General features: G+C 32.1%; 17 protein-coding genes. 15 read left to right on the plus strand and 2 right to left on the minus strand.

Going from position 1 to position 22,890, the window contains the following annotated elements; translation table 11 throughout:
* The first annotated feature begins 86 nt into the window (after window positions 1-86).
* From K8Z87_RS06890 to K8Z87_RS06910, 5 genes are all read left to right on the plus strand, one after another.
* The gene (locus tag K8Z87_RS06890) at window positions 87-848 is read left to right on the plus strand and encodes an exodeoxyribonuclease III (RefSeq protein ID WP_227476755.1); all 762 of its coding nucleotides are present in this window, start codon (window positions 87-89) and stop codon (window positions 846-848) included.
* A 41-nt stretch (window positions 849-889) separates the two neighbouring features.
* On the plus strand, window positions 890-1,849 hold the full coding sequence (locus K8Z87_RS06895; RefSeq protein ID WP_227476756.1) for an OmpA/MotB family protein: 960 nt from the start codon (window positions 890-892) through the stop codon (window positions 1,847-1,849).
* A gap of 167 nt (window positions 1,850-2,016) precedes the next feature.
* The gene (locus K8Z87_RS06900) at window positions 2,017-3,054 is read left to right on the plus strand and encodes an aldo/keto reductase (RefSeq protein ID WP_227476757.1); all 1,038 of its coding nucleotides are present in this window, start codon (window positions 2,017-2,019) and stop codon (window positions 3,052-3,054) included.
* Between the two features lie 104 nt (window positions 3,055-3,158).
* Complete coding sequence (polA, locus tag K8Z87_RS06905) at window positions 3,159-6,014, plus strand: DNA polymerase I (protein WP_227476758.1); 2,856 nt, start codon at window positions 3,159-3,161, stop codon at window positions 6,012-6,014.
* Window positions 6,015-6,029: 15 nt separating this feature from the next.
* Complete coding sequence (locus K8Z87_RS06910) at window positions 6,030-6,596, plus strand: cysteine hydrolase family protein (protein WP_227476759.1); 567 nt, start codon at window positions 6,030-6,032, stop codon at window positions 6,594-6,596.
* An 11-nt stretch (window positions 6,597-6,607) separates the two neighbouring features.
* On the opposite strand, the gene K8Z87_RS06915 is transcribed toward K8Z87_RS06910, so the two are convergent.
* The gene (locus K8Z87_RS06915; protein WP_227476760.1) at window positions 6,608-8,503 is read right to left on the minus strand and encodes a T9SS type A sorting domain-containing protein; all 1,896 of its coding nucleotides are present in this window, start codon (window positions 8,501-8,503) and stop codon (window positions 6,608-6,610) included.
* Between the two features lie 161 nt (window positions 8,504-8,664).
* Between K8Z87_RS06915 and K8Z87_RS06920 the strand changes: the two genes are divergently transcribed.
* The 8 genes from K8Z87_RS06920 to frr all read left to right on the plus strand — a co-directional run bounded on the left by K8Z87_RS06920 (window position 8,665) and on the right by frr (window position 15,794).
* Window positions 8,665-10,587, plus strand: a complete 1,923-nt coding sequence (locus K8Z87_RS06920) for a tetratricopeptide repeat-containing sensor histidine kinase (RefSeq protein ID WP_227476761.1) — start codon at window positions 8,665-8,667, stop codon at window positions 10,585-10,587.
* Window positions 10,584-11,210: a response regulator gene (locus tag K8Z87_RS06925; RefSeq protein ID WP_227476762.1), complete on the plus strand. Its 627-nt coding sequence runs from the start codon at window positions 10,584-10,586 to the stop codon at window positions 11,208-11,210. Before K8Z87_RS06920 ends, K8Z87_RS06925 begins: the two co-directional genes overlap by 4 nt.
* 268 nt (window positions 11,211-11,478) lie before the next feature.
* Complete coding sequence (gene rplM, locus K8Z87_RS06930) at window positions 11,479-11,934, plus strand: 50S ribosomal protein L13 (RefSeq protein ID WP_227476763.1); 456 nt, start codon at window positions 11,479-11,481, stop codon at window positions 11,932-11,934.
* Window positions 11,934-12,320, plus strand: a complete 387-nt coding sequence (gene rpsI, locus K8Z87_RS06935) for a 30S ribosomal protein S9 (RefSeq protein ID WP_227476764.1) — start codon at window positions 11,934-11,936, stop codon at window positions 12,318-12,320. Before rplM ends, rpsI begins: the two co-directional genes overlap by 1 nt.
* Window positions 12,321-12,533: 213 nt before the next feature.
* The gene (gene rpsB / locus K8Z87_RS06940) at window positions 12,534-13,322 is read left to right on the plus strand and encodes a 30S ribosomal protein S2 (RefSeq protein ID WP_227476765.1); all 789 of its coding nucleotides are present in this window, start codon (window positions 12,534-12,536) and stop codon (window positions 13,320-13,322) included.
* 34 nt (window positions 13,323-13,356) lie between these two features.
* On the plus strand, window positions 13,357-14,331 hold the full coding sequence (gene tsf, locus K8Z87_RS06945; RefSeq protein WP_227476766.1) for a translation elongation factor Ts: 975 nt from the start codon (window positions 13,357-13,359) through the stop codon (window positions 14,329-14,331).
* A gap of 160 nt (window positions 14,332-14,491) precedes the next feature.
* Window positions 14,492-15,199 carry a UMP kinase gene (gene pyrH / locus K8Z87_RS06950; RefSeq protein WP_227476767.1) on the plus strand — a complete coding sequence of 236 codons (708 nt, stop codon included), beginning with the start codon at window positions 14,492-14,494 and terminating at the stop codon, window positions 15,197-15,199.
* A 43-nt stretch (window positions 15,200-15,242) separates the two neighbouring features.
* Window positions 15,243-15,794 carry a ribosome recycling factor gene (gene frr / locus K8Z87_RS06955; protein WP_227476768.1) on the plus strand — a complete coding sequence of 184 codons (552 nt, stop codon included), beginning with the start codon at window positions 15,243-15,245 and terminating at the stop codon, window positions 15,792-15,794.
* 4 nt (window positions 15,795-15,798) lie between these two features.
* Here the strand turns inward: frr and K8Z87_RS06960 are convergent, their stop codons facing one another.
* A complete protein-coding gene (locus tag K8Z87_RS06960; RefSeq protein WP_227476769.1) occupies window positions 15,799-18,558 on the minus strand; it encodes a hypothetical protein in 2,760 nt (919 codons plus the stop codon).
* Between the two features lie 423 nt (window positions 18,559-18,981).
* Between K8Z87_RS06960 and K8Z87_RS06965 the strand changes: the two genes are divergently transcribed.
* Together K8Z87_RS06965 and asnS are read left to right on the plus strand one after the other, a co-directional pair.
* Window positions 18,982-21,372: an efflux RND transporter permease subunit gene (locus K8Z87_RS06965; RefSeq protein WP_227476770.1), complete on the plus strand. Its 2,391-nt coding sequence runs from the start codon at window positions 18,982-18,984 to the stop codon at window positions 21,370-21,372.
* Between the two features lie 28 nt (window positions 21,373-21,400).
* On the plus strand, window positions 21,401-22,834 hold the full coding sequence (asnS, locus tag K8Z87_RS06970; RefSeq protein ID WP_227476771.1) for an asparagine--tRNA ligase: 1,434 nt from the start codon (window positions 21,401-21,403) through the stop codon (window positions 22,832-22,834).
* Window positions 22,835-22,890 lie beyond the last annotated feature (56 nt).

The raw sequence follows: 22,890 nt of genomic DNA on the forward strand, positions 1-22,890 counted from the left end.
GTTAAAACCTCCATAAAATAATAGTGTAAAAGTACAGTATTATTTATTTTTGGGTTTAACAGGAACTTACCAAGAAATACTAACAAATGAAAATAGCTTCGTACAATGTTAATGGCATCAGAGCTGCTATAAAAAAAGGATTTATAGATTGGTTAAAAGCGGCTAATCCAGATGTAATTTGCCTTCAAGAAATAAAAGCTCAAGAAGATCAACTCGATTTAGATTTGTTTAAAGAAGCAGGTTACAAATACAACTATTGGTTTAGCGCACAAAAAAAAGGGTATAGTGGTGTTGCTATTTTAAGCAAAACGGAGCCCAATCATATAGAGTTTGGAACTGGAATAGCCTCTATGGATTTTGAAGGTAGAAATATACGTGCTGATTTTGATGGTGTTTCTGTAATGAGTTTGTATTTACCTTCGGGGACAAATGATGCAAGACTCAATCATAAATTAGAGTACATGGATTTATTTCAAGATTATATTAATAAATTGAGACAAACCGTTCCTAATCTTGTTATTTGTGGTGATTATAATATATGCCATGAAGAAATAGATATTCACAATCCTAAAATGAAAGGAGTATCTGGTTTTTTACCTGAAGAGCGCGAATGGTTAAGTCATTTTTTAAATAGTGGTTTAATTGATAGTTTTAGATACTTAAATCCTGGCTTACAACAATATACATGGTGGAGTTACCGTGCTAATGCTAGAGCAAATAATAAAGGTTGGCGTTTAGATTATGCATTAGCAACCTTACCATTACAAGAAAAACTAAAACGCTGCGTTATACTCTCTGATGCTGTACATAGTGACCATTGTCCTATACTTTTAGAACTAGAAAATTAATACGTATTCATCAAACAAAAAATCAAATAAAACATTAAATCATGATTAAAAGAATTTCATTAATCGCACTAACACTTACCTTGTTTTCATCTTGTGTTTCAAAAAAAATCTATACTCAATTAGAAGATAAATATGCTAATCTTAAAAGAGAGCATCGAAGTTTATCTGATGAAAATCAGGTACTATCTACTGCCAAAACAAAGCTCGAAAATGATTTAGATAAATTAAACAAAGCTTATAACGATGCCGTAAAAGAACGCGACCAATTACGCGCTGATTATGCTGCTACTAAGACAAATCTCGATAATCTTAAAGCATCATATAAAGCACTAGAAGAAAACAGTTCTGCTTCTATTGCAGCAAATTCTAAAAAGAATAGAGAATTATTGGCTCAGCTTGAAGCTAAAGAGCAAGCACTTGCCGCTGAAAGTGAACGCTTAAACAAATTACAAAAAGAATTAGAAAATCGTTCTCAGCGTGTTGCGGAATTAGAAAATGTTATTGCTACTAAAGATGCTGCAATGTCTCGATTAAAAGATGCTATCTCTAAAGCATTGACCAATTTTGAAGGCAAAGGTTTAACTGTAGAACAACGCGATGGAAAAGTATACATCTCTATGGAAAATAAATTGTTATTTCAATCTGGCAGTTGGTCTGTTGGTGGTGAAGGTCGTAGAGCGGTACAGCAATTAGGCTCTGTATTGGCAGAAAACCCAGATATTGCTATTTTAATAGAAGGCCATACTGACGATGTTCCTTATAAAGGTAATGCACAATTAAGTGGTAACTGGGATTTATCTACCAAACGTGCTACCGCTATTGTTAATATTCTTAGAGAAAATGCATCTATAAACCCTGAGAATTTAACTGCTGCTGGTCGTGGAGAATATGCTCCTGTTGCAACTAATGACACCGCTGAAGGTAAAGCTAAAAATAGACGTATAGAAGTGATTTTAACTCCGAAGTTAGATGAGATTTCTAAATTATTAAACGACATATAAAATCTTATTCTAGATATTAACATACATTTAGACCTTTTGAGTTTTCCTTACTTAAAAGGTCTTCTTATTTTTGCTCACAATAAGTTTTTGTCACTTCGAGCGCAGTCGAGAAGTCTCAAAATCTAAGTTTAATTTTTAAAAGATTCCTGCTTTCGCAGGAAATAAATATGAAATACACCAACTTACCACATACAGATATAAAAGTGAGTAAAATTTGCCTAGGCACAATGACTTGGGGCAATCAAAATACCCAAGACGAAGGTTTTGCTCAAATGGATTATGCACTTGACAAAGGTGTTAATTTTTTTGATTGTGCTGAATTATATCCTGTTCCTGCAACAGCTGAAACTTATGCAGAAACTGAACGTATTATAGGCAATTGGTTTACAAAAACGGGTAATAGAGATAAGGTTGTTTTAGCAACTAAAATTGCTGGTCCTGGTGATTACACTGCACATATTAGAACTAATGGTTATAGTAAAACCGCACTTAATGAAGCTATTGACAATAGTCTTAAACGCCTGCAAACCGATTATGTGGATTTATACCAATTGCATTGGCCAGAGCGTACAACAAATATCTTTGGTGTAAGAGATTATAAGTATAATGCTGAAGATAAATGGAAAGATAATTTTAATGAAATTCTTTATAATTTAGAAACTATTATAAAATCTGGAAAAGTAAGGCAAATTGGGATCTCTAACGAAGGAGCTTGGGGAACCATGAGATACCTTCAAGAATCTAAACAATTTAATTTACCACGAGCTATCACTATCCAGAATTCATATTCTTTATTAAATAGAACATTTGAAGGAGATTTAGCAGAAACGTCTATTCGTGAAAACATCGGTTTATTAGCATATTCGCCAATGGCATTTGGAGTACTTTCTGGAAAGTACATAAAAGGTAATGCTGCTGATAACGCAAGACTAAAATTATTTCCTCGTTTTGCAAGATACAGTAACGACCAAGCTACTGAAGCCACTAAGCGTTACCTTAAAATTGCTGAAGATAATGGCATCTCTCTAGCTCAAATGGCATTAGCCTTTGTTAATGATCGTCCGTTTGTAACCAGTAATATTATTGGAGCTACAAACATTAAGCAATTAGAAGAAAACATAGATAGCATCAATATATCGTTAAGTCATGAAATTATGGAGGCTATAGAAAGTGTACATGCTATAATACCTAATCCTTCGCCATAAAACATTTAACTTTTGGTTTTAGATTTCTAATATCTTTTTAAAAATTACACCTTAATAAAACGTTGAAGTTTTTGTAATTTTATAGACTTCAAAATAAACATCTCATGTCAGATAATAAACGTGTGTTTTTAGTTGATGCTTTTGCATTAATTTTTCGTGGCTACTATGCCTTTATTAAAAACCCTAGAATCAATTCAAAAGGCCTTGATACCTCAGCCATTATGGGTTTTATGAACTCACTTTTAGACGTGATTAAACGTGAGAGACCTGATCACTTAGCTGTTTGTTTTGATAAAGGCGGAAGTGCAGATCGTGTAGAAATGTATGCCGAATACAAGGCTAATAGAGACGAAACCCCTGAAGCTATTAAAGTTGCTGTACCTATTATACAAGACATTTTAAAAGCCATGCATATTCCTATAATGGTAAAAGCAGGTTTTGAAGCTGATGATGTTATTGGTACACTTGCTAAACAAGCTGAAAAAGAAGGTTACCAAACTTTTATGGTGACTCCAGATAAAGATTTTGCACAATTAGTAAGTGAAAACATATTTATGTATCGACCCGTTTTTGGTGGTGGTTATGAAACTTGGGGCATCCCTGAAGTGCAAAAAAAGTTTGAAGTAACCGATCCGTTACAAGTGATTGATTTTTTAGGTATGATGGGAGATTCATCAGATAATATTCCTGGGCTACCTGGAGTTGGTGAAAAAACTGCAAAGAAATTTTTAACGCAATACGGTTCTATGGAAAACCTTTTAGCCAACACACATGAACTAAAAGGAAAAATGAAAGAAAAAATTGAAGCTAATGGAGAACTCGGATTGCTCTCTAAAAAATTGGCTACAATTATGCTAGATGTACCTGTTGAGTTTCATGCTGAAGATTTTAAACTCGATCAGCCAGATATTCCTAAAGTCACTGAAATCTTTCAAGAGTTAGAGTTTAGACGTCTCATCGATAATTTTAATAAAACCTTTGCTTCAGAAACCACTACAGTTTCAGATAATGCTCAGAAAACTATAGAAAAACCAGAAGTTAAAACCACGCCAAAAGAAATTAAATCTGCTGGCGCTGGACAATTCAGTTTGTTTGGCACTTCAGACAATAATAGTACGCAAGCATCTGATGAAAACACCTATACTCGTAAAACTGTAAAAACCACATCACATTTTTATCAGAGTATAGCTCCCGGAATGGCAACTCAGCTTTTTGTTAAAAACTTAATGCAACAAACTAGCGTGTGTTTTGACACTGAAACTACAGGCCTAAACTCATTAACAGCAGAATTGGTTGGTATTGCATTTTCTTGGGAAGTTGGTAAAGGATTTTATCTTCCTTTTCCTGAAGATAAAGCAGAAGCACAAGTTGTTATAGAGCAACTAAGACCGTTTTTTGAGAATGAGTCTATTGAAAAAATAGGACAAAATTTAAAATACGATATAAAAGTCCTTAACAAATATAATATAAAGGTTAAAGGCAAACTCTTTGATACGATGTTAGCTCATTATTTGATTAATCCTGATATGCGCCATAATATGGATGTATTAGCAGAAACATATCTCAATTATACTCCAATATCAATCACGGAACTAATTGGTAAAAAAGGAAAAAATCAATTGTCTATGCGAGATGTTTCGTTAGATCAACAAACCGAATATGCTGTTGAAGACACCGATATTACACTTCAGTTAAAAGAACATTTTAAAACCGAATTAGGTGATGCTAATACTCAAAAATTATTTGATGATATTGAAGTGCCTTTATTACGTGTTCTTGCTGCAATGGAATTAGAAGGTATTAATTTAGATAGTGAATTTTTAAATTCTCTTTCTGAAGAATTAAATACTGATATTGAAAATTTAGTTTCTAAAATTTATGATGCCGCTGGCGAAGAATTTAATATAGCCTCTCCTAAACAATTAGGAGTGATTTTATTTGAAAAACTAAAATTAGTAGACAAACCTAAAAAGACCAAAACCGGTCAGTATTCTACAGCCGAAGATGTTTTGAGTTACTTGGCAAAAGATCATGAGATTATTCAGAATATATTAGACTATCGTGGACTGGCAAAATTGAAAAGCACATACGTCGATGCATTGCCAACTCAAGTAGAAGTTGCTACAGGTCGAGTACATACTGATTATATGCAAACCGTTGCTGCTACTGGTCGTTTGAGTAGCAATAATCCGAACCTTCAAAATATTCCTATACGTACAGAACGCGGTCGCCAAGTTCGTAAAGCATTTATCCCTCGTAATGGTGATTATATTTTATTAGCCGCAGATTATAGCCAGATAGAATTACGCATTATTGCAGCTTTAAGCAAAGAAGAAACTATGATTGAGGCTTTTAAAAATGGGGAAGATATTCATGCCTCTACCGCCGCAAAAGTGTTTAATGTAGATCTTAAAGATGTTACTAGAGAACAACGTAGTAATGCCAAAACTGTAAACTTCGGAATCATCTATGGAGTATCTGCTTTTGGACTAAGCAATCAAACCGATTTATCACGTAGTGAAGCCAAAGAGTTAATTGACACCTATTACGAAACGTATCCAAAACTACGCGCTTATATTAGTGAGCAAGTTGATTTTGCAAGAGATAATGGTTATGTGCAAACTGTTTTAGGACGTCGTCGTTATTTAAAAGACATCAATTCTAGAAATGCTGTTGTCCGTGGAGCTGCAGAACGTAATGCTGTAAATGCACCGATACAAGGTAGTGCTGCAGATATTATTAAAATAGCAATGATTAATATTTTTGAAAAATTAGAAACTGGCAATTACAAATCTAAGATGTTATTGCAAGTACATGATGAGCTCGTTCTTGATGTCTATAAGCCAGAACTAGATACTATTAAAAATTTGGTAAAAACTGAAATGGAGAGCGCATTTCAACTCGAAGTTCCTCTTGATGTTGAACTAGACACAGGATTAAATTGGTTAGAAGCACATTAATTATAATTAATACACATGAATTTAAGAGACAAAAATGCGGCTTTACTTTTAGTTGATTTTCAAGTAGGGTTTGATGATGAAGCTTATTGGGGAGGCAATAGAAACAATAAAGATGCTGAGAAAAACGCAGTACAATTATTAGAGAAATGGCGTGCTTTAAATTTACCTGTTTTTCATGCTATACATAGTTCTCAAGATCCTAATTCTTTATTACACCAATCACATCCTGGATTTGAAATGAAAGCAGAATTAAAACCACAAGCTGATGAACCGCTTTATATAAAAAATGTAAATAGTGCATTTATTGGTACTCGTTTAAAAGAAGATTTAGAACAACAAGGCATCAACACATTAGTTATTGTTGGCCTAACTACAAATCATTGTATTTCTACTACGACGCGTATGGCCGGAAACTTAGGTTTTGATACCTTATTAGTTTCTGATGCCACAGCTACTTTTGATAGAAAAGGTATCAATGGAGAAACATTCTCATCAGAAATTATTCATCAAACCACATTAGCTAATTTACAAGAAGAGTTTGCTGAGATTATTAGTACAGAAGCATTGCTCGACTACGTGTAAAATAAGTCTATTTAATTTTTGATGAACTTAAAACTTTGTTCATTGTCAAATGATATAAAATATAAGCCTTTGGCTAAATTTTGAATATCTATTAGTTCATTATTCCTTGTTTCATTAACCTTAAGCTTAGTTCCTATAATATCATAGATAGTATATTTCTTAGCTCCAGCAAACCCTATAATTCTAATGAAATTTGAAGATGGATTAGGGTATAATCTCAATTCTTCTTCATTTCTAAAAGCTTCTGTACTGAGTGTTTGATTTGTGGAGCGCTGATACGATAATCCGTTTTGAAAAAATGTGTTATTTTGACTTCTACTTAACACTCCACCTGTCCAAGAAGTAAATTTTATATCTATAAAGATATTATCGGTTATTAAGTGGAGAACCATATCTAAATCAATCATACTTTGCGGATCACCACCAATCGTGTTTTCCCAAGTATCAAAGGTTAAAGTTTCTATATCTGCTATTGTCCCAAATGCCCATTCTGTATCTACTGGGCTTACTAATGATGTGTAAAATGTTTCTGAAGCGATATTGAAAATTCCACCTGTATCGGCTCTAGTTAACCAGACTTTATCTGTAATTCTATCTTGATTAACTTCTTGTGTTGGATCAGAATTATCACTAAGAGAAAATGTTATTGGGTCACCAGTCCAAAGAGATTGAGGAAATTCATATACTCTTACATGTCCAGCTAAATTAGCACTATCACTGTTTCCAGAGGCTCCAATAGCCACAATGCCATTAGCCGAAATTGAAACAGAGCCACCTGAATCATCTCCACTCGCTTCTCCATCTATATCAACTCCTTGTTGCACCCAACTTAATCCATTAAACCTAAAAACACGTACACGACCAGTTCTCCCGTTATTATTAGTTGATCCAATGGCTACGGTTAATCCATCAGAACTTAGAGATAATCTATCATGATCACCTATTTGATCACCTATTCCTATAGATTCCCCTTCAATATTATTCCCCATTTGAATCCAGTTAGTTCCATCATATTCAAAAATTCTGACATGACCAGAAAGAAAACCATTAGCATCATTACCCGGAGAGCCCATTGCTATTCTGTTACCATCACTAGACAATGAGACACCACTAGGAAAATCATTAAAGACTTCTCCAGCTATTCCTGTTCCTAATTCAACCCAAGTAGTACCATTATACTCATATACTCTAGCACTTCCTAATCCACTTCCTAAGGTATTATCTCTAGGAGTAGCTATTGCCAAACGCATTCCATTAGCTGATAATGAAACACTTCTCCCCAATTGATCATCAATATTACCCACAAAATCAGTACCGGTTTGAACCCAATCTGTTCCATTAAATGAGAACACACGTACTATTCCTGAAAAACTATTATTTGAGAGAGATCCAATAGCTATATGCAATCCATCTGAGGATAAATCAATTCTACCATTAAATCCATCTGACTCGCCTGCTCCTAAAATCCCAGAACCAACTTGTGTCCAACTACCTCCAATAAAATCATATATAGTGGTTTCTCCAGAATCTATATTAGCACTTGTATTACGTGAAGATTGTACAGCTAACCTTAAACCATTAGAAGATAAAGACACCCTATTTCCAAAGAAAACGCCTGCTGCAGAACCATTAATATCTTGACCCAATTGCACCCATGTATCATTAATATTCTGATAAACCCGTACATGCCCAGAAGCCATTCCGTTTCCATCATTATCTGAAGCCCCAATTGCAACTATTGTTCCGTCTGCTGATATTGAAACAGATCGTCCAGAACGATCAACGGCTGCTTCACCATCAATATCTTGACCTACCTGTGTCCATTGGGAATATCCATTATTAATATTTAAAAATAGAACAGTAAAAATTAGAATAATCCATTTAACTTTTTGAGTATTTTTTTTCATAATAGCTAATTTTAATTAATTCTTAAAATTATTACTACAAAAGCCAAATCCATATACCTAATTGTAGGTATTCACTTTAATTTACCCATTAATTATTTTTACTAAAACTTTTAAACTATAAATTCTTAGCTTTATAACTCATTATTAATTGATTATTACCTGTGAAACGATTACTTTTTTTTGTTTTTATCATCCCTATAATTATGTATTCTCAGAATACGCAAGTTGATAGTTTATCTTCTTTGTTAAAAACTACTACTAATACATTTGAACTTGTTAAACTAAATTTACAGTTAGCAAGTCTTCATGAAAGGTTAGATCTTAATAAAGGAAAATCATATGCCTACAATGCTTTAAAATATAAGAGTAACGATTCTCTATTAGCTGAAACCAATAATCAGCTAGGCCGTTTTCATTTCTTTACAGGACAGTTAGATTCTGCTTTACATTATTTTAGAAATTCTAAAACTCTTCTTATAGGATTGAATGACCAAAAACGTGCAGCAATTATAAATATTAGTCTTGGAGCTATTCAATTAAGACAAGGTGATTATGAAAAAACAATAACTACACTCACTCAAAGTGCGTCATTTTTTGAAGACACTAAAGACGAACTCAACGCTGCAAAATGTTACAGTAATATTGCTAGTGCTTTTGCCGAATTAGAAATTTACCCAAAAGCAATTGAATACAGCAAAAAAGCATTGATCGTTTTTGAGAATCAAAATCAAACACAATTTAGGCTTATTACTTTACCTAATCTAGCGACTCAATATTATAAAAATGGTGATACAATAAAAGCAATAGATTATAACAATAAAGCAGAACAATTAGCGTCTAAAGTTGGTGATAAACGATCGCTATCTATTATTTATAACAATCTTGGCGATTTATATTTAGAAAAGGATATTAACAAAGCGAAACAATATTTAGAAAAAACACTGCAGCTTAAAAACGAACTTAATCTTAAATCTGGTATTGAAATAACGCAAAGTAATTTAGGCTATATTCATTTAAAAAACAAAGATTATAAAACTGCTATTTCCTTTTTTAAAAAAGCAGAACAACTTATTAGAGGTAAGCAACGTGTTAATGTTTACAATAATCTAAGAGATACTTATAAAGGTTTAGGTCAAATGAATAGTGCTTTAGAATATTCAGAAAAATCTAGTCAATTAAATGATAGCATCCTAAATATCGAAAGTCAAAAGAGCTTTATTGAAATACAAACGAAGTACGAAACCGAAAAAAAAGAAAAAGAGATTCTGCAGCTAAAAACAGAAAACTTAGAAGTTAATTATAGACGAAAGCAAAATCGAAATTTATTACTTGGTTCTCTAATAGCACTTTTTACAGCAATTTTTGGTTTATATATGGTATTTAAAAATGCGAAACGTAAACGCATTATTATGGAACAAAATTTGACTATTCAGCAACAAGAGTTTAATGATCTTTTAAAATCGCAAGAGTTAGATGGAATCGATGCTATTATTGATGCTCAAGAACAAGAACGTTCTACAATGGCCGCAGACTTACACGACAACTTAGGAAGTAAAGTAGCTACTTTAAAATTATATCTGGAAAGTTATGATGATAAAGAAGCGTTTTCTGGGTTCTATAATAAACTTAAAAAGTTAATGAACGATACTTATATTGAAATTAGAAATATCTCTAAAAATAAAAATTTTGGCGCGCAGATTAATAAAGGACTTATTCCTTCAACAAAAATTATAGCTAAACGTATTTCAGATTCGAAGAAAATAGATATCAAAGTAATTAATGTAGATGTAAAAACTCGTATAGAAAACACTTTAGAAATTCAAATTTTTAGAATTATTCAAGAACTGTTAACCAATATTATAAAACATGCTGAAGCTACTGAAGCTATTGTACAATTCTCAGAACACGAAAACATATTAAATATTATTGTTGAAGATAACGGCAAAGGTTTTAATATAGACGCCAATAGACATGGTGTTGGCTTAACCAATATAGAAAAACGTGCAGAAAAAATTGATGCCGAATTAGTTGTAGATTCTGGTTCAGGAAATGGAACAACAATTATCTTAAATATTCCTTTATGACCGTTAAAATAATTATAGTAGACGACCACCAACTATTTATAGATGGTATTAAATCTATTCTGGCTAAAGAAATAGATATTGAAGTTATTGCAGAAGCCAATAATGGCTTGGAAGTATTACAATTACTCGCTAATGAGATGCAACCCAATATCATTATCACAGATATTAGAATGCCCATTATGGATGGGATTTCTTTAACTAGGAATCTCGTAAAGGATTATCCAAATATTAAAATTTTAGCATTAAGCATGTATGACCAAACTTCGGATGTTATAGAAATGTTAGATGTTGGCGCTAAAGGCTATGTAACCAAAAATGTTGAAAAAAAGGAATTAGTATCTGCTATCCATACACTTATAAAAGGAGATTATTTTTTTAGTAAAAACTTATCTCAAGATATTAAAGAATGGTTCAATAAAGAACAAATAAATAATTCAACAACTCTTACAAAGCGCGAAAAAGAAATCTTAAATTTATTAGTAAATGGAAGAACTTCACTTCAAATGGCTAAACAACTTAAATTGAGTAAATATACTATAGATACACATCGTAAAAATATTCATAAAAAGCTTGGTATTAAAACCAATGCTGGACTCGTAAAATTCGCTTTACAAAATCTATAGGTTTAGTTGTCTTTCTTATAAGACACCAACTTAGGTATATAATCCATAAGATATATTCAATTATGCTAATAAAACTAATGAGAATTCAGACTGCAGAGAGTATAGAATGATAAACATTATAAGTATTTCCTTAACTTCATAATTTTCGACTAAAAAATATCATTCAACACTTGTCAATCCAATAAGTTATCGTAAATTTGCAAACTCTTTTTCGAAAGAGGATTGTTTAATCAATGTACCAAAGTGGTACATCATAAATCAAATTAGTGTGGATACATTAAGCTACAAAACAGTTTCAGCTAACAAAGCTACCGTTAATAAGGAGTGGGTTTTAGTTGATGCTGAAGGACAAACTTTAGGTCGCTTAGCTTCAAAAGTAGCAATACTTTTAAGAGGTAAGCATAAACCTAACTTTACGCCACACGTTGATTGCGGTGACAACGTTATTGTTGTAAATGCAGAAAAAATCAACTTAACTGGTAACAAATGGACAGATAAAAGTTATATCCGTCACACAGGTTATCCAGGTGGTCAAAGAAGCTTGACTGCTACTGAAATGTTTGAGAAAGACCCAACCAGATTAGTAGAAAAGTCAGTAAAAGGAATGTTACCTAAAAACAAATTAGGTGCTGTTCTTTTTAGAAACCTAACAGTTGTTGCTGGTGCTGAGCATGCTCATGAAGCTCAAAAACCTAAAACAATTAATTTAAAAGAATTTAATTAATGGAAGTAATTCACAAAATTGGCCGTAGAAAGACGGCTGTTGCTCGTGTGTACGTTGCCAAAGGAAAAGGTAACATCACGGTGAACAAAAAAGACGTGGCGGATTATTTTAGTACTGCAACATTGCAATACAAAGTAAACCAACCTTTAGCCATGACTAACAATGATGGCAACTTTGATATTACTGTTAACGTATATGGAGGTGGTATCACCGGCCAGGCAGAAGCAATACGTTTAGCTTTATCTCGTGCAATGTGCGAGCTAGATGCTGAAAACAGAGCAATATTAAAGCCAGAAGGTCTATTAACTAGAGATCCAAGAATGGTAGAGCGTAAGAAATTCGGACAGAAGAAAGCGCGTAAGAAATTCCAGTTCTCTAAACGTTAATATCCAACAACACTTAATTCAGAATCTGAATTATCAGATTCTGAATTATTTTATTTTATTGAAAAAAATTCTGAAATAAGTTCAGAATAAAAACCAGTTATTGTTGCTCATGACGATAAACGTCAGAGTTTAGTTTAGCATCTAAATGGTTAAGGCAAGCGAAAGCAACCACTTAATCATTGCTAATTCAACAGAACGTAAACTATTACAAACATGGAAAAAGTAGAAGTAAAAGAACTACTAGAAGCAGGTGTACACTTTGGTCACCTAACACGTAAGTGGAATCCAAACATGGCTCCTTACATTTATATGGAACGTAACGGTATCCATATTATCAATCTTTACAAAACTGCAGCTAAAATTTCTGAATCTGCTGAAGCATTACACAAAATTGCAGCATCAGGAAAGAAAATTTTATTCGTTGCTACAAAAAAACAAGCTAAAGACATCGTTGCTGAAAAAGCAGGTGCTGTAAATCAACCTTACATTACTGAAAGATGGCCAGGCGGAATGTTAACCAACTTTGTAACTATTAGAAAAGCTGTTAAGAAAATGGCTTCTATTGATAGAATGAAAAAAGATGGTACATTCAACTCTCTGTCTAAAAAAGAGCGTTTACAAGTAGATCGTCAACGTGCTAAACTAGAAAAGAATTTAGGTTCAATTTCTGATATGACTCGTTTACCAGGTGCTTTATTTGTTGTAGATATTATGCGTGAGCATATTGCAATTAAAGAAGCTCAAAAATTAAATATTCCAATCTTTGCTATGGTAGATACGAACTCTGATCCTCGCGAAGTTGATTATTTAATTCCTTCTAATGATGATGCTTCAAAATCAGTAGATAAAATTTTATCTATTGTAACTTCAGCTATTGCTGATGGTTTAAATGAAAGAAAAGCAGAACGCACAGAAAAAGATGCTAAAGTAGCAGTCCCAAAAGCAGAGGCAAAACCAGAATCAGTTAAGGCAGTAGCTCCTGTTTCTGAAGAAGAAGAATAAACAAATAATTATCTATTTTTAATTATATATTAATATGGAAAATACTGTAAAAATTACAGCAGCAGAAGTAAATAAGCTTAGAAAAGCAACTGGTGCTGGTATGATGGATTGTAAAAAAGCCTTAGTTGAAGCTGAAGGTGATTTTGACAAGGCAATTGAAGTTCTACGTAAAAAAGGACAAAAAGTTGCAGCAAAAAGAGCGGACAGAGAATCTTCTGAAGGTGCAGCTGTAGCTAAAATTAATGCAGACAACACTAAAGGAGTGTCTATTGTACTAGGTTGTGAAACTGATTTTGTTGGTAAAAACGAAAACTTTTTAAAATTAGCTAGTGATCTAGGAGATATTGCACTTAATCATTCAAATAAAGAAGGTTTTTTAGCTGCTGATTTTGGAGGAATGACTGTTGCTGAAAAATTAGTTGAGCAAACTGGAGTTATTGGTGAAAAACTAGATATTAATGCATTTGAAGTATTAGAAGCTGCTTATGTAGGTTCTTATGTTCATATCAACAAAATTGCTGCTTTAGTAGGTTTAACGGCTAAAGTCGATAATGTTGAAGTTTTAGCAAAAGATTTAGCTATGCAAATTGCATCTATGGGTGCAACAACATTATCTTACAAAGATTTTGACCCTGCATTTGTTGCCTCTGAAACAGAAGCACGTATAGCTGTAATAGAAAAAGATAATATTGAATTAGGTCGTTTAGGTAAAACGCTTAAAAATGTACCTCAATATATTTCTATGTCTCAAATTACTGATGATGTTTTAGCTAAAGCTGAAGAAGCTGCAAAAGCTGAATTAAAAGCTGAAGGTAAGCCTGAGCAAATTTGGGATAGAATATTACCAGGTAAGATGGATCGTTTTATTTCTGATAACACAACTTTAGATAAAGAGCAATGTCTTTTAGACCAAAACTTTATTAAAGACGAAAAAATGACTGTTGCAAAATACGTTGACACTTATGGAGATGTTGCTGTAACTGCATTTAAGCGTGTAGCTTTAGGGTAAATAAACACCTCTTAAAAATATAATTTTTTAAAAGCCATTCTTAATAAGAATGGCTTTTCTAGTTTTAGTTATTTCGTTTTTAAAGATTATAATAATTATGTAGTTTTGTTTAGCCAAAATCCTAGCTATAAACGGATGGTAATTAACACAACTTCTATTGATGAAATTTAAAAGAATCTTACTAAAACTTTCAGGTGAAGCCTTAATGGGAAATAGACAATATGGTATTGACCCAGAGCGTTTATCTGAATATGCTAATGATATAAAGTCTATTACTGCCAAAGGAATTGAAGTTGCAATAGTCATTGGTGGTGGAAATATATTTAGAGGTGTCTCTGGTGCTAGTAATGGCATGGATCGTGTACAAGGTGACCATATGGGCATGTTGGCTACCGTAATAAATGGATTGGCATTACAAGGAGCCTTAGAAGATGCAGGCATCCCTACACGCTTACAAACAGCTATAAAAATTAATGAAGTTGCAGAACCTTTTATTCGTCGTAAAGCTATGCGTCATTTAGAAAAAGGTCGCGTTGTTATTTTTGGAGGAGGCACAGGTAATCCTTATTTTACTACAGATTCTGCTGCTGTTTTACGTGCTATTGAAATTGAAGCTGATGTTATTTTAAAAGGAACGCGTGTTGATGGTATTTATACTGCTGACCCAGAAAAAGATACGGATGCTGTTAAATTTGATCATATTACGTTTGATGATGTACTGCGTAAAGGATTAAAGGTTATGGATACTACGGCATTTACATTAAGTCAAGAAAATGAATTACCTATTATTGTTTTTGATATGAATAAAAAGGGAAATCTTTTACGTTTAATATCTGGCGAAAAAATAGGGACAAGAGTTAATTTATAAAATTGGCTTACATTTTGATAATAATCAACTAAAAATTGATACAATGGAAGACATTGAATTTATATTAGATACTACTAAAGAAGCCATGGATAATGCCATGAAGCATTTAGAAAAACAATTAGTAAACATTAGAGCTGGTAAAGCAAGTCCGGCCATGTTAGGAAGTGTTATGGTAGATTATTATGGTTCTCAAACACCACTAAACCAAGTTGCTAATGTTAACACACCTGATGGACGTACAATTACGGTTCAACCTTGGGAAAAAAATATGCTTCAAGAAATTGAACGCGGTATTATGGTTGCTAACATTGGTTTTAATCCTATGAATAATGGGGAAACTATTATTATAAATGTACCGCCATTAACAGAAGAACGTCGTCGCGAATTGGCCAAACAAGCTAAAGCTGAAGCTGAAGATGCTAAAGTTGGTATTAGAAGTGCCAGAAAAGATGCTAATAACGATGTTAAAAAAGTAGATATTTCTGAAGATCTACAAAAAAATGCAGAGATTGATATACAACAATTAACAGATACTTATGTTAAGCGTATAGATGATATACTAAGTGCAAAAGAAAAAGAAATAATGACTGTTTAATAAGCTAATTATTATCTTCATGGATAACAGTATAATCTATTGTTTTACAGCCTATTCTACCAGATTCTGAAATAGCTTCTATAACTATTATAAACTTACCTGGATTATCTGAATGGTAATAATTAATATTTGTTTTTCCTTCTATACTAGTTTCTATATTTGGGTTCCAATAAATAGTAGATCTTAAATCCGGAATAGATAAATCCGCTGAATTATTAATATTGTGTTTAGGTGTATAATACTCTTTTTCTGTTGAAAAAACTGGTATCTGCTTCACATTTACATCCTTTTTACTTTTCAATGCGCCATGTAAGCCTTTACCTTTTTTCGTATAAATAGCAATAACACTACCGGTTATTCTCTGCACTCTTGGATTTTCAGTTGGTAATGGTGGAAATCTACCTGTCACTTCAAAAAAGAACTGTCTAACGTTATTGATTTCATCAATAATTTCAAAGCTCGTCACTTCATCTACTGATATATTTTGTATTAAATCATAGTTAATTTCTTTAACAGGTATACCATCTACAACAACAAAAGTTATATGATAATTACCACCTTGGGTTGTTTTAGCAAAAAGGATACCGCTTCTACTTTTAACAATTGTAATTTTATCAGGAAAAGCAGCTTGTAAAACACTATATATACCATTAGAATATCTTTTATCTTCTTTGGCCTTTATCTCTTTACCTTCAATAACTACATCTGGTTCCCCAAAACGTTCCATAACCTCTTTACGCTTTGGTGTTAAATTATAACCCTTTACTAAAACTTCATCTAACTCGGTTACTCCTGTATTTGAAAAATAAGACCGATCTTCTTTCTGTTTTTGTTCTCTATAACTCTCTACAATCTTATCCGTAATACTATCACTTGCTAAACTAATATTAGCGTAATTATAATCTACAGGTAATTCTTGCCTTTTCTTTAAAGCTATTCTATATTTTTTCTTCTCCTTCTCAGGTATATTTACACTCTGAATTATTACATCTTGTAATCCTTCATTATGATATAAATCATTTAAATCATATGTGAAATTACCCGAAGCAATTACCTCTTCGGTGTAAATAGCACTATTATCACCAAGTGTCATTAGCATAAGTTCTACTTCTTCTTTCTTATTTTTTGAATTTACAAGATTAACTACACCTGAAACTTTAAGACCTTGTTCTCTCTTATAATTAAACTTCCCTATAGGGTCTCTATACTTATACTTCCTCCAACCTTGTGTTAATAATAAATCGTCTATATCTAATCCTTCGTCTTCTTTAAAATATAAACCTGGCTTTTCTATCTCTCCTCTAACATCTGAACTTAATAAAAAATAAGAAAGTATATTATCTCGAGCATCTTGTGTACTCCCATAATCTTCCTTATTAATAACCAATACAGATGCATTTGCTCTTATCAAATTACTATCTGAATCTTTAACTTCTATATTGACATTTACCTTTTCTCGTTTTGTATATTCTATATCATTACTATTTGTATTTATAGTTAATCGACTGTCTTTTCTCTCATTAAAATATAAACGCTCTACCATTGGTGTTTGATTCTCATCTAGTAAAGTAAAAGCAATGACTCCTTCTGGCAATTCATCTATTGGAAACTTAAATGCGAGTTGTCCGTCTACCAATGAGGCTTCTGTATTATAATATTCATAGCCTCTACATGAGGTCTTTAAAATAACTCTCTTATTCTTTAAATAAGTAGATCTTACTCTAACATTTACCATATCATCAACATTATATACTGATACTGTGTTTCCTTGAGTTACTGCCTTTGGAAGCTGTACTGTACGATTAATGTTTTTAGATGTTAATCTTGCCGAATATTGTGTTGAAGCATCTACTTTATCTATTATAAAATGACCCATACCTAAACTATTACTTTTAAAAGTAGTTATGACTTGGCTATCTTCATCTATAATCTCACCTTCTACCTCTTGGCCCTTTCCATTTGCGCCTAATGCCTTAAAACCTACTTTACTTGGTAAGCCATTCACTAAATCACCTCCTTCTGGGAAAAATTGTAAATCTAAATAATTGGTGTTTGGCGAAAATGAAGTCTTGTAAAATAAATCATTCTTTGTTACAACCTCTAATTCAACACGTTTAGTCTCTTTTGAAATTGCTCTATCTAATACATATCGCTTTTCATTATTTGGCTTTAATATTATAGTATCACTCTTAGTATCCTCTTTTACAATTACTGTAATAGCTCTTTTATGGGTGGCATCTAATAATTCTGGATATATATCTATCTTAAACTGTTGCGTATTAAATGTTGAATCTATACGCCTTATATTTTGTATAGGGTTATTCTCATTATCTAGTTTTGTCGCTTCATATATTCCTATATACTTCTCAAAAACAAAGTCTGAATCAAAATTCTTATTCCATTCTGTATAAGCTCTAATTAAATATTGCCCTTCTATATAACTCTTGTCTAAATCAAAATAACCATTGCCTATTCCTCCTTTTAACTTTATTATTTTTGAAGCCAGAATTTGCTTTTCGGAATCTATTAAATCTACATATAAAACACCACTAGATAAATTAGTCTCATGTGTCACAGCATTTGCAACTACTGCTTTGAACCATATCGTCTTAGTATTGGTGTAAATGTCATTGTCTAATTGTAGGTAAATCTTTTCTGCTAAAGCATTATGCGAATATTTTGACGACTCTTGTGACTCAACAAAACCAGCCATTAAAACAAATAATGCGAATAATATAAACCCACATTTTGTAGGATCTTTCATCTTAAAAATTTTATAAAAACGTATTGTCATACACATCAAATATTATTCCTATTCCAGATTCGTTATAGTAATGTTTAAGGTCATATCAATAAAATAACGCAAACTAAATCATTATCACTAATATTTCTTAAGTATTTTTCGAAAGTTGAGGTGAATTATACTCAAGTAATTCCCTGACGAATAGCAAGAAACATCAAATATTCTAGTAAATTTAAAAAACAATTCAAAACATAGATATTACTCATCAATCTTTTTATTAATTTTTAAATATGATTTTGTCAATACAATAAGGTATTGTTTTCTTGAAGCTCAAGATAATCGAGTTTTGTTTTTATATCTCATATTTTTTCATTGTTAATAAACCATTTTTATGGCATACAATCTTATCGTTTTTTCTACCTTTGCGCCTTATTTGCTTAATGCATGATTAGACCTTTAACGACAGGATTTTGGGAGGTTGTTGCCAGATTAATTTTACGCAATAAAATTGCTATTTTAATTACAATGATCCTGTATACTATTTTTTTTAGTATGCAATGGAAGCATATGCGCTTTACTTACACTGAAGCTAATCTGTTGCCTGATGATCATGATGTTAATGTTACCTATACTAATTTTTTAAACATTTTTGGTGAAGAAGGAAATCTTGTTATTCTTGGTGTTAAAGACTCAACCCTTTTTACTATTAAAAATTTAAATGCTTGGAATACACTATCTGAAGATTTTAAAAAATATAGTGAAGTTGAGACTGTAGTTTCAATAAAAGATCTCCAGAAACTAATTAAGAATACTAAAGAGGAGAAATTTGATTTAAAACCTTTTATAAAAGATTCTATTTCTTCAACACTTCAAATTGAAAAACTTCAAGACGAGCTTTTTAAGCAATATCCTTTCTATGATAACTTTTTGTTTAATAAAGACACTAAAACGATTCGTACAGCAATATATTTAGATAAAGATATTGTTAACACTCCTATTAGGAAAGATTTTATTATGGAAACGCTCCAAAATAAAATTAGAGTTTTTGAAGCAGAAACCGGAATGGATGTTCGTGTTTCTGGAATGCCATATATACGTACTTTAAATTCTCAAAATATTGTAGATGAAATTAGTCTCTTTATTGCTGCAGCGCTTGGGATAACATCGCTAATATTTTTTCTGTTCTTTAGGTCTTTTAGAGCCACATTTATTTCTTTAATTGTAGTATGTATTGGAGTGATGTGGACTTTTGGCATCATTGGTTTATTAAATTATGAAATTACAGTTCTTACAGCTTTAATTCCTCCTTTAATCATCGTTATAGGAATACCTAACTGCATCTTTTTAATTAATAAATATCAGAACGAAGTTAGGCTTCATGGCAACAAAGTTAAATCACTACAACGTGTTATTACTAAGGTTGGTAATGCCACTTTAATGACTAATGTTACTACTGCTTCAGGTTTTGCAACATTTATACTTACAGAAAGTAAATTACTTAAAGAATTTGGCATTGTAGCGTCGTTGAGTATTCTTGCTATTTTTATTTTATGCCTCTTTATAATCCCTATTTTATATACGTTTTTACCTTATCCTAAACCTCGTCATTTAGAACATTTAAACAAACGGTGGATTAATGGTTTTGTTGATTGGATGGAACGTATGGTAAAACACAAAAAAATTACTATATATGCTACCGCTTTAGTTCTATTAATTGCTAGTTTACTTGGTATTAATAAGATTATTATCTCTGGTAGCCTTATAGAAGACATGCCTAAAAAAACAGAATTCTTTGAAGATATCCGTTTTTTTGAATCTGAGTTTAATGGCATTATGCCATTAGAAATTGTTGTGGATACTAAACGTAAAAAAGGCGTTATGAAATTGGCGACAATTAAACGCATGAATGAGTTAGAAGAATTAATTCTTGAAATACCAGAGCTATCTCGTCCTATTTCTGTAGTTAGTTTAGTTAAATACGCTAAGCAAGCTTATACAAATGGCAATCCTAAATATTACCAACTGCCTACAAGTCAAGAAAATTTATTTATTTCTTCCTATATCAAAAAGTCATCTTCAGATGTAGATTTATTAAAAAACTTTGTAGATAGCACTGGTCGATATGCGCGTATTACTACGTTTATGAAGGATATTGGCACAGACAAAATGGAGCGCATCGAAGAAGACCTTCAAAATAAAATAAACAAAGTTTTTCCTAAAGAACGTTACGATGTTACAATGACCGGAAAAGCGTTAGTCTTTCAAAAAGGCACAAAATATTTAGTCCGTAATCTTGTCATTTCTTTAACATTGGCTATTGTGCTCATTGCATTGTTTATGGCATATATGTTTAGATCTTTACGGATGATTATTGTATCACTAATTCCCAATCTACTACCATTATTGGTTACTGCTGGTTTAATGGGTTATATCGGTGTTCCTATAAAGCCGTCAACGATATTGGTGTTTAGTATTGCCTTTGGTATTTCTGTAGATGATACTATTCACTTTCTAGCAAAATATAGGCAAGAATTGCAAGCAAACCATTGGAAAATACGCAAATCCGTTTACGCTGCATTGCGAGAAACTGGAGTAAGTATGTTTTACACATCTATAGTACTGTTTTTTGGGTTTTCCGTTTTTACGATATCTAGTTTTGGTGGTACAGTTGCTCTAGGTGCTTTAGTTTCAGCAACATTATTATTTGCAATGCTATCTAATTTACTGTTATTACCTTCGCTATTGCTATCTTTGGAACGCAGTATTGCTAATAAAGAAGTACTAAAAAAACCTGCTATAAATATTATACCAGAATCGTTAGAGGGAGAAGAATAAAAACCAATTTGATTATAAATTTTAAAACATGAATACAAGTACCGTTGCTGAATTATTATCACAGGATGCTAGCTCACAAATTATTGAAGTTAAAGGTTGGGTTAGAACATTTAGAGCAAATCGTTTTATTGCATTAAATGATGGTTCTACATTAAATAATATTCAGTGTGTTGTGGATTTTGAAAATTTTGATGAAACTCTATTAAAACGCATAACCACAGGTGCTGCATTACATATAAAAGGAGAACTTGTAGAAAGTCAAGGTAAAGGTCAGAAAGTAGAGATTGTAGTTTCTTCATTAGAAGTTTTAGGCGATTCAGATCCTGAAACATATCCTATTCAACCTAAAAAACATTCATTTGAGTTTTTAAGAGAGAATGCACATTTACGCACTAGAACAAATACGTTTAGTGCTGTAATGCGAATTAAATCGGCCTTATCATTTGCCATACATAAGTATTTTACTGAGAATGGATTCTACAACATGCATACACCTATGATTACAGGAAGTGATGCTGAAGGTGCTGGAGAAATGTTTAGAATTACAACTTTAGATGCAAAAAATCCTCCACTAGATGAAAATGGTGAAGTTAATTTTAAAGAAGATTTCTTTGGCAAAGAAGCAAATCTTACAGTATCTGGGCAATTAGAAGCTGAAACTTATGCGATGTCCTTAGGGAAAGTCTATACTTTTGGCCCGACATTTAGAGCAGAAAACTCTAATACATCTCGCCACTTAGCAGAATTTTGGATGGTTGAACCAGAGGTTGCATTTATGGATCTAGCAGGTAATATGGATTTGGCTGAAGATTTTATGAAATCTGTAATTGCATATGTCTTAGAGCACAATAAAGAGGATTTAAACTTTTTAGATCAACGCTTATTTGATGAAGAAAAAACAAAACCTCAAACAGAACGAAGCCCAATGCGACTTATTGAAAAATTAAAATTTATTGCAGATAATAATTTTAAACGTGTAAGTTATACTGAGGCTATAGATATTCTTAGAAATTCTAAACCAAATAAAAAGAAAAAATTTAAATACCTTATTAATGAATGGGGTGCCGATTTACAATCTGAGCACGAACGCTTTTTAGTAGAAAAACATTTTAAATGTCCTGTTATATTATTTGATTATCCTGCAAATATCAAAGCCTTCTATATGCGCTTAAATGATGATGAAAAAACGGTTAGGGCTATGGATGTTTTATTTCCTGGAATCGGAGAAATTGTTGGTGGATCTCAACGTGAAGAACGTTTAGACGTTTTAAAAAATAAAATGGCAGAGTTAGATATCCCAGAAGAAGAATTATGGTGGTATTTAGATTTAAGAAAATATGGTACCGCAGTACATTCTGGTTTTGGTTTAGGTTTTGAACGTCTAGTAATGTTCGCGACAGGTATGAGTAATATAAGAGATGTAATCCCTTATCCAAGAACACCACAAAATGCAGAATTTTAAATAAAAAATAAATTTTTAAGAAAACAATCTTATAACGGCACAGTTTTAGATTGTTT

Origin of the sequence: Winogradskyella immobilis (assembly GCF_021887715.1) — a bacterium.
In the GTDB taxonomy this organism is placed as follows: domain Bacteria; phylum Bacteroidota; class Bacteroidia; order Flavobacteriales; family Flavobacteriaceae; genus Winogradskyella; species Winogradskyella immobilis.

What these genes read in the sequence shown, in the direction of transcription:
- K8Z87_RS06915 (WP_227476760.1), bottom strand. Translation starts at nt 8,503, where the DNA reads ATGAAAAAAAATACTCAAAAAGTTAAATGGATTATTCTAATTTTTACT.
- asnS (WP_227476771.1), top strand. Translation starts at nt 21,401, where the DNA reads ATGAATACAAGTACCGTTGCTGAATTATTATCACAGGATGCTAGCTCA.
- tsf (WP_227476766.1), top strand. Translation starts at nt 13,357, where the DNA reads ATGGAAAATACTGTAAAAATTACAGCAGCAGAAGTAAATAAGCTTAGA.
- K8Z87_RS06960 (WP_227476769.1), bottom strand. Translation starts at nt 18,558, where the DNA reads ATGAAAGATCCTACAAAATGTGGGTTTATATTATTCGCATTATTTGTT.
- frr (WP_227476768.1), top strand. Translation starts at nt 15,243, where the DNA reads ATGGAAGACATTGAATTTATATTAGATACTACTAAAGAAGCCATGGAT.
- K8Z87_RS06900 (WP_227476757.1), top strand. Translation starts at nt 2,017, where the DNA reads ATGAAATACACCAACTTACCACATACAGATATAAAAGTGAGTAAAATT.
- pyrH (WP_227476767.1), top strand. Translation starts at nt 14,492, where the DNA reads ATGAAATTTAAAAGAATCTTACTAAAACTTTCAGGTGAAGCCTTAATG.
- K8Z87_RS06890 (WP_227476755.1), top strand. Translation starts at nt 87, where the DNA reads ATGAAAATAGCTTCGTACAATGTTAATGGCATCAGAGCTGCTATAAAA.
- K8Z87_RS06895 (WP_227476756.1), top strand. Translation starts at nt 890, where the DNA reads ATGATTAAAAGAATTTCATTAATCGCACTAACACTTACCTTGTTTTCA.
- K8Z87_RS06965 (WP_227476770.1), top strand. Translation starts at nt 18,982, where the DNA reads ATGATTAGACCTTTAACGACAGGATTTTGGGAGGTTGTTGCCAGATTA.
- rpsB (WP_227476765.1), top strand. Translation starts at nt 12,534, where the DNA reads ATGGAAAAAGTAGAAGTAAAAGAACTACTAGAAGCAGGTGTACACTTT.
- polA (WP_227476758.1), top strand. Translation starts at nt 3,159, where the DNA reads ATGTCAGATAATAAACGTGTGTTTTTAGTTGATGCTTTTGCATTAATT.
- K8Z87_RS06925 (WP_227476762.1), top strand. Translation starts at nt 10,584, where the DNA reads ATGACCGTTAAAATAATTATAGTAGACGACCACCAACTATTTATAGAT.
- K8Z87_RS06910 (WP_227476759.1), top strand. Translation starts at nt 6,030, where the DNA reads ATGAATTTAAGAGACAAAAATGCGGCTTTACTTTTAGTTGATTTTCAA.
- rpsI (WP_227476764.1), top strand. Translation starts at nt 11,934, where the DNA reads ATGGAAGTAATTCACAAAATTGGCCGTAGAAAGACGGCTGTTGCTCGT.